The organism is Streptomyces sp. NPDC045778 (assembly GCF_056431945.1).
Genome location: NZ_JBWKJZ010000031.1, coordinates 46,975 through 60,409, shown reverse-complemented (window position 1 = coordinate 60,409; position 13,435 = coordinate 46,975). Strand labels below are relative to the sequence as shown.

Below are 13,435 nucleotides of genomic sequence, written 5' to 3'. Positions count from 1 at the left end.
TGCGACAGGTGTTCCCCGGGATCCCTCGGCGTGGCTCATGTCCCCAGTATCGGGGCGCTCGTTGTACCGGGGGGCCGGACCGTGGTTTGGAGTTGCTTGAGAATCACGGCCTTCGCCGCGCGACCGGCCGCCGTGCCGCTGATGCTGGGGGTCCTCCGCGCCGCGGGGGCCGCCGGGCCCCGGCTCGGCTCGGCGAAGAGACCGAACCATCGGACGAAGGGGCGTACGACGTGGTGGCATGGGCGCGCTGGTGCTACCGGCACCGGCTGGTGGTCCTGGTGCTGTGGGCGGTGGCACTGGTCGGCCTGGGGGCCGTCGCCGGCCCCGCGGGCACCGACTACGCGAACGTCTTCTCCGCCTCCGACACGGACTCCAAGCGCGCCGGCGACCTGATGGAGAAGGCCTTCCCGGAGCGCAGCGGCGACACCGACACCGTGGTGTGGAAGACCGCGCGTGGGTCGGTGCGGGACGCCGCCGTGCGCGAGCGGATCGAGCCCGCGCTCGCCGGGATCGCCGGGATGAAGGGCATCGGCGAGGTGGCGGGCCCGTACGGGCAGGGCCCCGAGGCCGCCGCGCGGATCAGCCGCGACGGGCGCGTCGCCTACGCGCGGGTCACCTTCACCGAGCAGGCCGACGACGTCTCCAAGCGCCTCGTCCAGGACGTCGTGGACACCGCGCTCGACGCCGAGCGCCCCGGGCTTCGCGTCGCGCTCGGGGGCCAGGCCGTGGCCCGCGTCCAGGAGCCGCCCGCGGGCACCGCGGAGGCCGTCGGCATCGCGGCCGCCGCCGTGGTGCTCTTCCTCGCCTTCGGCTCGCTGTTCGCGATGCTCCTGCCGATCCTGACGGCCGTGTTCGCCGTCGGCGCCGGGCTGCTCGCCACGATGCTGCTCAGCCACGTCACGGCCGTGCCCGAAGTGGCCCCGCTGCTCGGCACGTTGATCGGGCTCGGCGTCGGCATCGACTACGCGCTGTTCATCGTCACCCGGCACCGCCGGGGCATCCTGCGCGGCCTCGACCCCGAGGAGTCGGCCGCGCGTGCGCTCGACACCTCAGGACGTGCCGTGCTGTTCGCGGGCGGCACCGTGTGCGCCGCGCTCGCCGGGATGCTCGTGATGAACATGCGCTTCCTGGACGGCGTGGTCATCGCCGCCTCCCTCACCGTCGTCCTGAGCGTGCTCGCCGCCCTCACCCTGCTGCCCGCGATGCTCGGCGTGCTCGGGCCCCGCGTGCTCAGCCGCCGCCAGCGCCGCCGCCTCGCGGCCACGGGACCCGAGCCGGAGGAGCCGACCGGCCTCGCGGCGCGCTGGGCCGGGGCCGTGGAGCGGCGCCCGCGGACGGTCGCGCTGCTGGCCGTCGCGGTCATGGCGGCCCTGTCGCTGCCGCTCCTCTCGCTGCGCCTCGGCGCTACCGACCAGGGCAACCACCAGGAGTCCAGCACCACCCGACAGGCCTACGACCTGCTGGCCGAGGGCTTCGGACCCGGCTTCAACGGGCCCCTCCAAGTCGTCGTGGAGAAGGCGGACCCGGCCGCCACCGAGGGCCTGGTGGAGCGCATCCGCGAGACGCAGGGCGTGGCGCACGTCGCCGCCGCGCCGCCCCCTGCCGACGGCGGCACCGCCGTCATCCAGGTCGTCCCCACCACATCGCCGCAGTCCGAGGGGACGGACCGCCTGATCGACCGGCTGCGCGCCGACGTGCTGCCGCGGGCGGGCGTGGACGCGCACGTCGGCGGCGTGACGGCGGTGTTCAAGGACTTCGCCACGGTCACGGCGGAGCGACTGCCGTACTTCGTGGGCGCCATCGTCGTGCTCGGCTTCCTGCTGCTCCTGGTCGCCTTCCGCTCCCTGGTCGTCCCGCTGACGGCGGCCGTGATGAACCTGCTCGCGGCCGCGGCCTCCTTCGGCCTCCTGGTGGCGGTGTTCCAGTGGGGCTGGGGCGCGGAGACGCTCGGCATCGCCAAGGAGGGCCCGATCACGGCGTTCCTGCCGGTCGTCATGCTCTCGCTGCTCTTCGGCCTGTCGATGGACTACCAGGTGTTCCTGGTCAGCCGCATGCACGAGGAGTGGGTGCACACCCGGGACAACGCCCGCGCGGTGCGCGTCGGCCTCGCGGAGACCAGCCGGGTCATCAACTGCGCGGCGCTCATCATGATCTGCGTGTTCTCCGCCTTCGTCCTCAGCGGCGACATGGAGGGCGCGATGGCGGGCATCGGCCTCGCGGCGGCCGTCGCGCTCGACGCGTTCGTGCTGCGCACCGCGCTCGTACCCGCCGTCATGCAGCTGCTCGGCCGCGCCAACTGGTGGCTGCCGCCCTGGCTCGACCGCCGTCTGCCGCACCTCGCCGTCGAGCCCGAGGACGCCGTGCCCCCGGCGCCCGAGGACCTTGAGGCGCTGGTGGCGGCGGCCCTCGGCCCGGCGATGCCCGCGCCGGGCCGGCGGGGGCCCGGCGTGTGCGCGGTCGACGGGGCGTGCGGGGCGACGGACCCGCTGACCGCCCGCGGCGACTTCGCGCCGTACGACCCGTACGACCCGTACGACCCGGCGTACGCGGCCGGCGACGAGCACTGCGTCCCCGGGCTGCCCGGGCTCCCCAAGTACCCGGGCCTCCCCGGCGGGGACGAGCGCGGTGCCCACGTCGTGCACGGCTTCATCATCACGCCCGACGGCGAGCCCATCCACACCGTGACCATGACCCTGCTGTCCAAGAGCGGCCGCCAGCTCGACCGCGTCTCGTCCCTCGCCGACGGCTCGTACGTCCTCTCGGCGCCCGCCCCCGGCGTGTACCTGCTCGCGGCGACGGCTCCCGGGTACGCCTCGAAGGCCCGCCACATCATGCTCGGCAGCGGCCCGCTGACGTACGACCTGGAGCTGGTGGAGGCGGTGGGCATCGGGCCCGCGCAGTGAGGCCTCAGCCGCGGGCCAGCTCCGGCCGCTTGGAGTAGTCGGTGAAGCCGAGCACGTTGCCCCACGGGTCCGTGATCTCCACCGTCCAGCCCGTGGCCCCGGCGAACGGCTCGGCGAGGACCGGGACCCCGGCCGCGGCGAGGCCCGCGGCCGTGGCCCGCGCGTCCCGCACCTCCAGCCAGACGCGCGGCGCGGGCCCCAGCGGCGGCCGGCGCCCGAGGCCCTCCTCAACGCGCAGGAGCAGGCCGGGCGTCTCGGCCCCTGCCTTCAGGACGGCGAGCCCGGCCTCGTCGAGCCGGTACGCGACCGGGAACCCGGCCCGTTCGTAGAAGCCGACGGCCTCGGCGAGGTCGCCGACGGGCAGCAGCACGTTGTCGTATCCGAGGAGGTCCGGAACGCACGGTGGACGATTGTCTGACATAGCGTCAGAATACGGACATGAAGAGTATGACGGAAGTCCATGACCTCACGACTCTCGCCGAAGAGCACCTGAACCGCGCCCGCGGCGACGCCCACGGCCGCAGCGCGCGGCTCGTCGTCCACGACGGGGCGCTGCGGCAGAGCGTCATCGCGCTGGCCTCGGGATCGGCGCTCGACGAGCACAACACGCCGCCCGCCGCGAGCCTGTGCGTGCTGCGAGGGCGGGTGCGGCTGACCACCGAGCGGGGCGGCGAGAGCGTGCTCGACGCCGGTCAGTTCGCCGCGCTGCCGCACGAGCGGCATGGCCTCGTCGCCCTCGCGGACGCCGTGGTCCTCCTCACCGCGGTGACGGCGACGCCCTGACGCGGGGCGGTCCCGGCGCGGTGTCCCGGGGCCCGGCGAAGCCCACCCACACCAGGCCCCGGCCCCGGCGCGCGGAAGGAGCGGGGATGGGAGCGGGTGGATTCGTCGGGGTCAGTCGGCGCGCCGCTTGGGCTGGGACGCTTCGAGGATCGCCGTCACGTCCAGCGACACCTTGGCGCCGATCGAGTCGGGGAGGGCGATCACCTGGCCGGGGGCGTGCACCTGGTGGTTCGCGTACTCGCCTCCTGCGGGGGCGCTGAGCACATGCAGGCGCTGGTGCTTGCGATCGAGGATGACGTACACAGGGATCTTGGCGATGGCGTAGGCGGCGACTTTGACACGCAGGTCGTTCTGGTAGTTGTTCGAAGTGACTTCGAGCACCATGCGGAAGACAGCGGGGTCGTAGCAGTTGTACTCGATCACGCGGTCGTCGCTGTCCGCGTCGATGATGGAGAGGTCGGGGACGGCATAGTCCTCCGGCCCACCGGGCAGCCACAGGCCGACGCGTTGGAGCACCTCGGTCTCCCCCTCGTGCAGCCCCGCCGCGAAGAACGCGCGCATGAGATCGGTCAGCGTTGAGGCGTGTGCGCCGTCCGGCAGCATGGTCACGGTGATGACGCCCCCGATGACTTCGACGCGGCAGCCGGGTAACCGCTTCATGATGAACTCGGCCTCGTCGAGCAACGTCATCGGTGGCATCCCTGGACCTCCCACGCACGGGTGTCGAGAGCATCCTCGGAGGTCCGGCTTCGCCCGAATGCCTCACGCCGGATGCGTTCACGCGAACGAGTGAGGGCCCCGCCCCCGGTGCGAAACCGGGGGCGGGGCCCTCACCGCAAGCCGAGCCGGAGGCTCAGAAGCGGCGCGTGATCAGGGCGCGCTTCACTTCCTGGATCGCCTTCGTGACCTCGATGCCACGCGGGCAGGCGTCCGTGCAGTTGAACGTGGTGCGGCAGCGCCACACGCCGTCCTTGTCGTTCAGGATCTCCAGGCGCTGCTCGCCCGCCTCGTCACGGCTGTCGAAGATGAAGCGGTGCGCGTTCACGATCGCGGCCGGGCCGAAGTACTGGCCGTCGTTCCAGAAGACCGGGCAGGACGACGTGCACGCGGCGCACAGGATGCACTTCGTGGTGTCGTCGAAGCGCTCGCGGTCCTCCGGGGACTGGAGGCGCTCGCGCGTCGGCTCGTTGCCCGTGGTGACCAGGAAGGGCATCACGTCGCGGTAGGCCTGGAAGAACGGCTCCATGTCCACGACGAGGTCCTTCAGGACCGTCAGGCCCTTGATGGGCTCGACCGTGATCGGCTTGGCCGGGTTGATGTCCTTGATCAGGGTCTTGCAGGCCAGGCGGTTCTTGCCGTTGATCCGCATGGCGTCCGAGCCGCAGATGCCGTGCGCGCAGGAGCGGCGGAACGTCAGCGTGCCGTCCAGGTCCCACTTGATCTTGTGCAGACCGTCGAGGACGCGTTCCTTGGGGTCGATCTCCAGCTGGAAGTCTTCCCAGGTCGCCTCCGCCGAGACCTCCGGGTTGAAGCGGCGGATCCGGAAGGTGACGGTGATGAGGTGGGACGAGGCCGCGGCGTCCGCCTCGACCTTGTCCATCGTCGGGGTTGCCATCAGTACTTACGCTCCATCGGCTGGTAGCGGGTCTGGACGACCGGCTTGTAGTCGAGGCGGATCGAGTCCTTGCCGTCGTCGGCGACCTCGCGGTACGCCATGGTGTGGCGCATGAAGTTGACGTCGTCGCGGTTGGGGTAGTCCTCGCGGTAGTGACCACCGCGGGACTCCTTGCGGGCGAGGGCCGAGACCGCCATGACCTCGGCGAGGTCGAGCAGGTTGCCCAGCTCGATCGCCTCCAGGAGGTCGGTGTTGAAGCGCTTGCCCTTGTCCTGGACCGAGACGTTCTTGTAGCGCTCGCGCAGCTCGGCGATCTTCTCGACGGCCGTCTTGATGGTCTGCTCCGTGCGGAACACCATCACGTTGGCGTCCATCGTCTCCTGGAGTTCCTTGCGGATCTCCGCGACCCGCTCGGTGCCCCGGGAGTCGCGCAGCTGCTCGACCAGGTCGACCACAAGGCCCGCCGGGTTCTCCGGCAGCTCCACGAAGTCGGCCTTCGCGGCGTACTCCGCGGCGGCGATGCCCGCGCGGCGCCCGAAGACGTTGATGTCGAGCAGCGAGTTGGTGCCCAGGCGGTTGGCGCCGTGCACCGACACGCAGGCGACCTCGCCGGCCGCGTACAGGCCCGGGACGACGGTGGTGTTGTCCGCCAGGACCTCACCCTCGACGTTCGTCGGGATGCCGCCCATGGCGTAGTGCGCGGTCGGCTGGATCGGGATCGGGTCCGTGTAGGGCTCGATGCCGAGGTACGTACGCGCGAACTCCGTGATGTCCGGGAGCTTGGCGTCGAGCTGCTCCGGCGGGAGGTGCGTCAGGTCCAGGTAGACGTGGTCGCCCTCGGGACCGCAGCCGCGGCCCTCGCGGATCTCCGTGTAGATGGAGCGCGAGACGACGTCACGGGACGCGAGGTCCTTCATGACCGGCGCGTACTTCTCCATGAAGCGCTCGCCGTCCTTGTTGCGGAGGATGCCGCCCTCACCGCGGGCGCCCTCCGTCAGCAGGATGCCCATGCGCCAGATGCCGGTCGGGTGGAACTGGAAGAACTCCATGTCCTCAAGGGGCAGACCGCGCCGGTAGCAGGCCGCCTGGCCGTCACCGGTCAGGGTGTGCGCGTTGGAGGTCACCTTGAAGAACTTGCCGGTGCCGCCCGAGGCGTAGATGACGGCCTTCGCCTGGAAGACGTGGATCTCGCCGGTGGCCAGCTCGTACGCGACGACGCCCGCCGACTTCCTGACGCCGTCCTCCTCCACGATGAGCTGATCGAGGACGTAGAACTCGTTGAAGAACTCCACACCCTCCTTGATGCAGTTCTGGTAGAGGGTCTGGAGGATCATGTGGCCGGTGCGGTCGCCCGAGTAGCAGGACCGGCGGACCGGGGCCTCGCCGTGGTTGCGGGAGTGACCGCCGAACCGGCGCTGGTCGATCTGGCCCTCGGGCGTCCGGCCGAACGGCAGGCCCATCTTCTCCAGGTCGAGGACCGCGTCGATGGCCTCCTTCGCGAGGATCTCGGCGGCGTCCTGGTCGACCAGGTAGTCACCGCCCTTGATCGTGTCGAAGGTGTGCCACTCCCAGTTGTCCTCCTCCACGTTGGCGAGCGCGGCGGCCATGCCGCCCTGCGCCGCGCCGGTGTGGGAGCGCGTGGGGTAGAGCTTGGTGAGCACGGCGGTGCGGCTGCGCTTCGTCGCCTCGATGGCGGCGCGCATACCGGCGCCGCCGGCGCCGACGATGACGGTGTCGTACTTGTGAATCTTCACTGGGGTCGCCTCGGCTTTAGCGGATGTTCGGGTCGAAGGTGAAGATCACCAGCGTGCCCAGGAGGATGGTGAACACCGTGGCGGTGTACAGCAGGCCCTTGAGCCACAGGCGCGTGTTCGGGCGCTCCGCGTAGTCGTTGATGACCGTGCGCAGGCCGTTCGCGCCGTGCAGCATGGCGAGCCACAGCATCAGCAGGTCCCAGACCTGCCAGAACGGGGACGCCCAGCGACCCGCGACGAACGCGAAGCCGATCTTCGAGACACCGCCGTCGAGCACCAGCTGGATCAGCAGGTGCGTGATGACGAGGACGACGAGGACGACGCCGGACAGGCGCATGAACAGCCAGGCGGCCATCTCGAAGTTGCCGCGGGTGGCGCGAGGCGTCTTCGACGTGCGCTTGCGGGGGGCCTCGATGACGGGCGCGGGGTTGTCGGCGTCGTAGAGGGAGTCACCCTCCACGGGGCCCACTCCGGACTTCTCGAGCGTGGTGTCGGACATGTCTGGCCTCAGCTCCCGAACAGTTCACGGACGGCGTGGCCGAGGACCGGGTACAGCGCGCCCACCATCAGGACGACCCAGATGCCCACGACGGTCCAGAGCATCTGCTTCTGGAAGCGCGGGCCCTTCGACCAGAAGTCGACGGCGATGACGCGCAGGCCGTTGAGCGCGTGGAAGAGGATGGCGGCGACCAGACCGTACTCGAGGAGCGCGACGATCGGCGTCTTGTAGGTAGCCACGACCTCGTCGTACGCCTCGGGCGAGACGCGGACGAGAGCGGTGTCCAGCACATGTACGAACAGGAAGAAGAAGATGAGGACGCCGGTGACTCGATGAGCCACCCAGGACCACATTCCTTCCCGGCCGCGGTACAGCGTTCCAGCCGGCACGGAAGAACCCTCCGGGAGCGGGGATTGGGGCCGGCCGGCTTCTTGGTCGGACGAGCCCGGCCGGGTACGGTCCACCGGCCGCTCGTCATCGTATCGACGAGTTGTCGGTGGGCTTGCCCGGGGTCCTCGGGTGTGATCAAACAGGCAATCAAACTGGTACGTACGGGCTATCGCTGCGTGCTGCGGGGGCCTGCCCCGGCGGCGGGGCCGGGGACGGTACGGAGATTCCAGGCCAGTTGTGGACAAGCCGGGTGAGTCGGGCGCGGGCGGTGCGCCGTAGCTCGTCCCCGGCCACGGCCAGCTCCTCCTCCGGGGCGTTGCCGAGCCGGTCGCGCAGCGAGGCGAGCAGGTGGTCGAGGGCCTCGCCGGGAGCGGTGGCCTCCAGGAAGATCACGAAGGGGTGGCCGAAGCGGCTCTCGTACGCGGCGTGGGCGGCGCGCAGGGCGGTGGCGACGGCGTGGGCGCCGGCCGGCGGCGGGGCCGGTTCGCGCGGCTCGGCGGCCAGGGCCTCGGCGAGGTCGGCGGGCGTCAGGTCGTACGCGGCCTCGTCGGCGGCGGCGAGCAGCGCGCCGAGGTCGGGGTAGGGCCGGTGGGCGGTGAGCCTGCGGGCCCAGTGGCTGCTTCCGTAAGCGGTCAGGAGGGTGCGCTGGACCTCGTCGGCGGGCGCGGCGTTCAGGGGCTCCAGCGGGCCCGCAGATGCCGGGGATCCCGAGGGGGCCGGTATGGCGCGGTGCGACGGCAGGGGGGCTCCTCGGCGGAGGGCAGACGGGTGAGTGACGGTGCGCCACGCTATCGGGGTGACGGAAGAAGTGTCCGTCCGCTCTGCGGAATCGGCGTGGCGAATTCACCCGGATAGGAGAGTTTGGAGGCTCCGAGTGGACGGGCGGGGTCGGGGAGAGGGGGCTTAGCGTGGAGGTGTGGACGCCTTGACATGCGGGGCCGTACGGGCCGTGGGGGCACTGGAGGCCGCCGGTGCGGGTGCCGTGCCGCCCGGCGGCACCGGGGGTGACCCGCGGTGAGGCGGCGCGCGGCCCTCGTGGGCGGAGGCGTCGTCGCGGCGGGCGCCGTGGTCGTCGCCCTGGTGGCCTGGCCCGGTGGCGACGACGGCGGGAGCGGCCGGCGGGTCGGCCGTGCCCCCACCTCCGCCGAGCCCACGCCCTCGCGGTCCTACGCCCTGTCGAAGGCCCCCCGCACCATCCCGGCCGTGCGCCAGCACACCCCCGCCCGCGGGCCGGGCTGGCGCCCCGGGCCCGGGGGGCGCGTGGTGGTGGGCGACCCGGGCCTCAGGGACGAGGCCCGGCTGCTCGCCGGTGAGCTGCGCCTTCGGTACGGGGGCGAGGCGGCGCCGCGCCGGGGCGACGTACGGCTCGACCTGGACGGCGCCGCGAAGGGCCGGAACCCGGAGTCGTACACGCTCACCGTGAAGGACCGGATCGTCCGCGTCACAGGCCCCGCGGAGGCGGGCGTCTTCTACGGCACCCGCACCCTGAAGCAGGCCGTGCGCGCCGACGGCGCCGCGCCCGAGGGCGTCGTGCGGGACGCGCCCGCGAAGCCGCGGCGCGGTTTCATGGTCGACATCGCCCGCAAGCACTTCTCGGCCGAGTGGATCGAGCGGCGCGTGGTGGAGCTGGGCGACCTCAAGTACAACGAGCTGGGTCTGCACTTCTCCGACGACCAGGCGTTCCGGGTCGCATCGGAGTCCCATCCGGAGGTGGTCTCGGCCGAGCACCTCAGCAAGGAGCAGGTGCGCCGCATCGTCGACCTCGCGGCGAGCCGCCACATCACCGTCGTACCGGAGATCGACTCGCCGGGGCACCTCGGCGCCGTTCTGAAGGCGCACCCGGATCTCCAGCTGCGCGACGTCCGGGGCGCGGCGACGCGGGGGGCCGTGGACATAGCGAATCCGAAGGCGGCGCGGATCGTCGACGACCTGCTGCGCGAGTACGGCGACCTGTTCCCCGGCGAGCAGTGGCACATCGGCGCGGACGAGTACCAGGCCCTGGTGGTCCGCGATCCGGAGGCCTCCTATCCGCGCCTGGCCGCGGCGGCGCGCGAGCGGCTCGGGCCCGGCGCCCGGATCCAGGACCTGGCGACGCGGTGGCTGAACGACCGGGCGCGGACGGTCGGCCCCGCGCGGGATGTCCGGGCCTGGAACGACGGCTTCTTCCGCGGCGGCGTCACGGCCGCCGACGAGCGCGTCGAGGTGGCGTACTGGACCGGCAAGGAACTCGGCGCCCGCGACCCCGTCGAGTATCTGCGCGACGGCCGTGACGTCCTCAACTACAACGACGAGTACCTCTACTACGTCCTCGGCGAGCCGAACGACTTCGCCTACCCCACCGGGCAGCGCGTCTACGAGCAGTGGACCCCGCGCGTCCTGCGCGGCACCCGGCCGGTCGACGCCGCGTACGACGACCAGATCCTCGGCGGCGCCTTCGCCGTCTGGTGCGACCTCGCCGGGGCCCAGACGCAGGAGCAGGTGGCCCGGGGCATCCGCATGCCGCTGCGGGCGACAGCGCAGAAGCTGTGGGACGCCCGGCAGCCGTCGAGGCCGTGGCGCGACTTCGTGGACCTCGCGGGGCGGGTGGAGGACGGCGGGCGGTGAAAACCCCGTCCGGAGTTTGAGGACACGGCCGGGCGGGCCAACTAGGGGGAAAAGGGGCGCGGGCCGTCTAGGGTGCGGCCACGGCGGCACAGGCACGGTGCGAGTACGACGGGGGCGGGGACATGGGGTACTGGGGCTATTACGTCGTGGGAAGGAGCACGCGTCCACTGGGGGAGTGCGCTGCGCTCGCGGGAGCGCGGGACGAACTCGCACTCCTGGAGCGGCGGCCCGACGGCTGGCAGGTGTGGGAGTGCCCGAGCAAGGCCACCGAGGAGGCCAAGGACGTCGGGAACATGAACGCGCTGGCCGCGGAGACCGGCGCGCCCGCCCTCTTCGGCTACGTGCTGGACAGCGACTGCGTGGTCGTCGAGGCGGCCGCCCCTGACAGCGGCGCGTGGACGACGTGCCTGGCGCGCACCGCGATGGCCCGCTATCTGGCCGCCGACGAGCTGACCGTCGAGGACTACTTCCTCGAACCGCGCGACGCCGCCGAGCGCGCCGTCGCCTGGGCGGCCGAGGCGGGCCGCTCCGCGCGCTCCGCGGCGCTGCTCCACGTGCTCCGCGCCGACCCCGAGCCGTCCGCGGAGGAGCTGTTCTTCCGGTTCCTCGACCGGCTCGGGGTGCTGCCGCAGTAGCGCTCCGCCCACCAGCTGATTTCGGCCGCAGTGACGGAAACGGGCCGTCGGACGCTGTAAGGGCATGTGAAGCCAGAAGAGACACCTGCGAGCTTGGTGGAGCTGATCGCCCAGGCCGACGAGGCGGGCCTCGCCGCGAGCGGGCTCGCCTGCCTCGACCGGTGCGTGCCGCTGTTCGGCTCCGGCGTCGACGAACAGGTCCTCAGGCCGCTGTGGGCGAGCCTCGCGGAGGGCACGGCGTGGGGCGGGGCGCTCGCCGGGGTGCGGCAGGCCCTCGAACCCGCAGAGGCCGCAGACGCCGCAGACGCCGCGTTCGCCGCGGATCCGGCGGCGGTGCTCGCCCGGCGGATGCTCGCCGCCGCCCCCGCCGAGCGCACCGCGGGCGCGCTGCGGACCTGGGCCGACGGCTGCTCCGCCGCCGCGCTCCAGATCCACCGCCTCCTCGACGCCACGGGCGAGGGCGTGGCACCGCTGGTCGCCGCCGAGCTGCGCCGCCAGATACGCGTCCTGGAACTCCTCGGCGCGAGCGCCCCCGGCGGCGGCCTGCGCCAGGTGCTCGACGTGTCGACGGAGGGCCGCAGGGTGCTGCGCGCGGTGGTCTCACGCCGCGCGAGGACCGCGCCGTAAGGGGGAGCGCCCTTGAGGGGAGCGCCCTTGAGGGGGAGCGCCGCTGAGGGGAGCGCCCTTAAGGGGCGCGGGGAACTGCGCGACCAGCCACGACGAACCCGCGGACGGCCACGGCGGTTGGACCTACGGCGCGAGCACCTGCCCAAGGCGCGCCCCCGCAGGAGTCCCGAGCTGAGCCCGCGCGTAGTACACCCCGCTGGTCCGCAGGACAGTACCGTCGGCCCCGGTATCCAGCTGAAGCACCGTCCCGTCCCCCTTGTCCTCGCCCTCGGCGCCGACCGCGAGGTCGGGACGCCCGTTCCCGTCGAAGTCGGCGAGCGTGACCGAGGAGCCGAGCCGGTCACCGGTCTCCGTGACGCCGGGGATGTCCGGCTCGTCCTGGCTGACAGCCAGCGCACCCGCGCCGGTCAGACCCGCGCGCGAGCCCTTGAGGAGCAGCGACGTACCCGCGTCCGTACGGGCCTTGCCCGCGCGCGTGATGTCCTCGCCCGGCGCGCCCGTGAGCACGTCCGCGCAGCCGTCGCCGTCCACGTCGGCCGCCGCGACCGACCAGCCCATCGCGTCGCCCGCCTCGGCCGCGCCGGGCACGCCTGCCGTGGCCTGGTGGACGGTCCGCGCGCCCGTGCTCGTGAGCCCGCCGGAGCCGCCGTTCACGACGGTGACCTGGCCGCCCGCGTGCGCGCCCGACTCGGCGGTGTACGGCTGGCCGATGACCAGGTCGTCGTAGCCGTCGCCGTTCACGTCGGCCGCCGCCACGGAGCGGCCGCCCCGGGTGGAGAGGTGGCCGGCCTTGCTGAGGCCCGAGCGGGTGCCCCGGAACCAGAGGGCCTTGGCCTGGCCCGCCGTGTCCCGGTAGGTGAGGGCCACGTCCGCGTACCCGTCGTGGTTGAAGTCGCCGGAGGCCGCAGCCGGGAAGGAGATGGCCCGCTCGGCGGAGGTGATCGTGCCCGCCGCCTCCTGGTCCGCCGAGAGCCGCGCGGCCCAGCTGCCGCCCGTGCCGGTGGACGCCGCGAACACGTCCGCCTTGCCGTCCTTGTTGAAGTCGCCGACGGCCACGGCCGAGCCGAACCGCGCGCCGCCGTACGCGAAGTCCTCCGACAGCTGCATGTCCGTGCCGGAGGTGAAGCCGGGGCCGTACAGCATCGTGACCGCGCCCCGGTCCTTGTGGCCCGCGGTGTCGTCCTCGCCGGGCGCGCCGATGACGAGGTCCGCGTGGCCGTCGCCGTTCAGGTCGCCCTGGGCCGTGGCGGCGGCCCACTCGTCGCCGGGCTCGTCAAGGCCGGGGACGCCGGGGCTGGACTGCGTGAGGTTCTTGCGCGCGGCCGCGTCGGGGCCGCCCGCCGCGCCCGGCAGGACGCTCAGGGCGCCCGCGCCCGCTCTGGGCATGCCCGCCACCAGGTCCGCGGTGCTGTCTGCGGTTCCGGTGGCCGCGTGGGCCACCGCTCCCGTGCCGCTGACGGCGGCGCCGCCGAGGACGAAACTGCCCACGGCGAGCCAGGCCTTGTGCTTGAGGGTCACGTACCTCACCCCTTGAGAATCCTGAGCTCCTGAGCGAACTCCCGGTGAATCAACGAGTTCGTAAGACCCATATGAGGGGCGGAGGGTTGTACGGGGTGGCGCGAAAC

13 protein-coding genes are annotated in these 13,435 nt (G+C 72.6%); 5 read left to right on the top strand and 8 right to left on the bottom strand.

Annotated features, from left to right (window positions below):
* Window positions 1-230 precede the first annotated feature (230 nt).
* Window positions 231-2,903, top strand: a complete 2,673-nt coding sequence (locus tag AC07GB_RS31225; protein ID WP_478851299.1) for an MMPL family transporter — start codon at window positions 231-233, stop codon at window positions 2,901-2,903.
* A gap of 4 nt (window positions 2,904-2,907) precedes the next feature.
* Here AC07GB_RS31225 and AC07GB_RS31220 read toward each other — a convergent pair whose 3' ends face one another.
* The gene (locus AC07GB_RS31220; RefSeq protein ID WP_478851297.1) at window positions 2,908-3,324 is read right to left on the bottom strand and encodes a VOC family protein; all 417 of its coding nucleotides are present in this window, start codon (window positions 3,322-3,324) and stop codon (window positions 2,908-2,910) included.
* Between the two features lie 26 nt (window positions 3,325-3,350).
* On the opposite strand from AC07GB_RS31220, the gene AC07GB_RS31215 reads away from it, so the two are divergent.
* Complete coding sequence (locus AC07GB_RS31215; protein ID WP_478851399.1) at window positions 3,351-3,686, top strand: cupin domain-containing protein; 336 nt, start codon at window positions 3,351-3,353, stop codon at window positions 3,684-3,686.
* Between the two features lie 111 nt (window positions 3,687-3,797).
* On the opposite strand, the gene AC07GB_RS31210 is transcribed toward AC07GB_RS31215, so the two are convergent.
* From AC07GB_RS31210 to AC07GB_RS31185, 6 genes are all read right to left on the bottom strand, one after another.
* The gene (locus tag AC07GB_RS31210) at window positions 3,798-4,376 is read right to left on the bottom strand and encodes a Uma2 family endonuclease (protein WP_478851295.1); all 579 of its coding nucleotides are present in this window, start codon (window positions 4,374-4,376) and stop codon (window positions 3,798-3,800) included.
* 163 nt (window positions 4,377-4,539) lie between these two features.
* Window positions 4,540-5,301: a succinate dehydrogenase iron-sulfur subunit gene (locus AC07GB_RS31205; RefSeq protein WP_478851293.1), complete on the bottom strand. Its 762-nt coding sequence runs from the start codon at window positions 5,299-5,301 to the stop codon at window positions 4,540-4,542.
* Complete coding sequence (sdhA, locus tag AC07GB_RS31200) at window positions 5,301-7,055, bottom strand: succinate dehydrogenase flavoprotein subunit (RefSeq protein WP_478851291.1); 1,755 nt, start codon at window positions 7,053-7,055, stop codon at window positions 5,301-5,303. The genes AC07GB_RS31205 and sdhA overlap by 1 nt, the downstream gene beginning before the upstream one ends.
* A 16-nt stretch (window positions 7,056-7,071) precedes the next feature.
* The gene (locus tag AC07GB_RS31195; protein ID WP_138961443.1) at window positions 7,072-7,554 is read right to left on the bottom strand and encodes a succinate dehydrogenase hydrophobic membrane anchor subunit; all 483 of its coding nucleotides are present in this window, start codon (window positions 7,552-7,554) and stop codon (window positions 7,072-7,074) included.
* 8 nt (window positions 7,555-7,562) lie between these two features.
* A complete protein-coding gene (gene sdhC / locus AC07GB_RS31190; protein WP_478851289.1) occupies window positions 7,563-7,943 on the bottom strand; it encodes a succinate dehydrogenase, cytochrome b556 subunit in 381 nt (126 codons plus the stop codon).
* Between the two features lie 148 nt (window positions 7,944-8,091).
* Window positions 8,092-8,685, bottom strand: a complete 594-nt coding sequence (locus AC07GB_RS31185; RefSeq protein ID WP_478851397.1) for a 2-oxo-4-hydroxy-4-carboxy-5-ureidoimidazoline decarboxylase — start codon at window positions 8,683-8,685, stop codon at window positions 8,092-8,094.
* 273 nt (window positions 8,686-8,958) lie between these two features.
* On the opposite strand from AC07GB_RS31185, the gene AC07GB_RS31180 reads away from it, so the two are divergent.
* The 3 genes from AC07GB_RS31180 to AC07GB_RS31170 all read left to right on the top strand — a co-directional run bounded on the left by AC07GB_RS31180 (window position 8,959) and on the right by AC07GB_RS31170 (window position 11,810).
* The gene (locus tag AC07GB_RS31180; protein WP_478851287.1) at window positions 8,959-10,548 is read left to right on the top strand and encodes a beta-N-acetylhexosaminidase; all 1,590 of its coding nucleotides are present in this window, start codon (window positions 8,959-8,961) and stop codon (window positions 10,546-10,548) included.
* Between the two features lie 122 nt (window positions 10,549-10,670).
* The gene (locus AC07GB_RS31175) at window positions 10,671-11,183 is read left to right on the top strand and encodes a hypothetical protein (RefSeq protein WP_478851285.1); all 513 of its coding nucleotides are present in this window, start codon (window positions 10,671-10,673) and stop codon (window positions 11,181-11,183) included.
* 93 nt (window positions 11,184-11,276) lie between these two features.
* A complete protein-coding gene (locus tag AC07GB_RS31170; protein WP_478851283.1) occupies window positions 11,277-11,810 on the top strand; it encodes a hypothetical protein in 534 nt (177 codons plus the stop codon).
* Window positions 11,811-11,933: 123 nt separating this feature from the next.
* On the opposite strand, the gene AC07GB_RS31165 is transcribed toward AC07GB_RS31170, so the two are convergent.
* Window positions 11,934-13,328 (bottom strand): FG-GAP and VCBS repeat-containing protein, encoded by a 1,395-nt coding sequence (locus AC07GB_RS31165; protein WP_478851281.1) that lies wholly within the window; start codon window positions 13,326-13,328, stop codon window positions 11,934-11,936.
* Window positions 13,329-13,435: the final 107 nt, after the last annotated feature.

Excerpts from the sequence above, each read along its gene's own strand:
- AC07GB_RS31220 (WP_478851297.1), bottom strand. The coding sequence starts at position 3,324 with ATGTCAGACAATCGTCCACCGTGCGTTCCGGACCTCCTCGGATACGAC.
- AC07GB_RS31215 (WP_478851399.1), top strand. The coding sequence starts at position 3,351 with ATGACGGAAGTCCATGACCTCACGACTCTCGCCGAAGAGCACCTGAAC.
- AC07GB_RS31210 (WP_478851295.1), bottom strand. The coding sequence starts at position 4,376 with ATGACGTTGCTCGACGAGGCCGAGTTCATCATGAAGCGGTTACCCGGC.
- AC07GB_RS31205 (WP_478851293.1), bottom strand. The coding sequence starts at position 5,301 with ATGGCAACCCCGACGATGGACAAGGTCGAGGCGGACGCCGCGGCCTCG.
- AC07GB_RS31195 (WP_138961443.1), bottom strand. The coding sequence starts at position 7,554 with ATGTCCGACACCACGCTCGAGAAGTCCGGAGTGGGCCCCGTGGAGGGT.
- AC07GB_RS31175 (WP_478851285.1), top strand. The coding sequence starts at position 10,671 with ATGGGGTACTGGGGCTATTACGTCGTGGGAAGGAGCACGCGTCCACTG.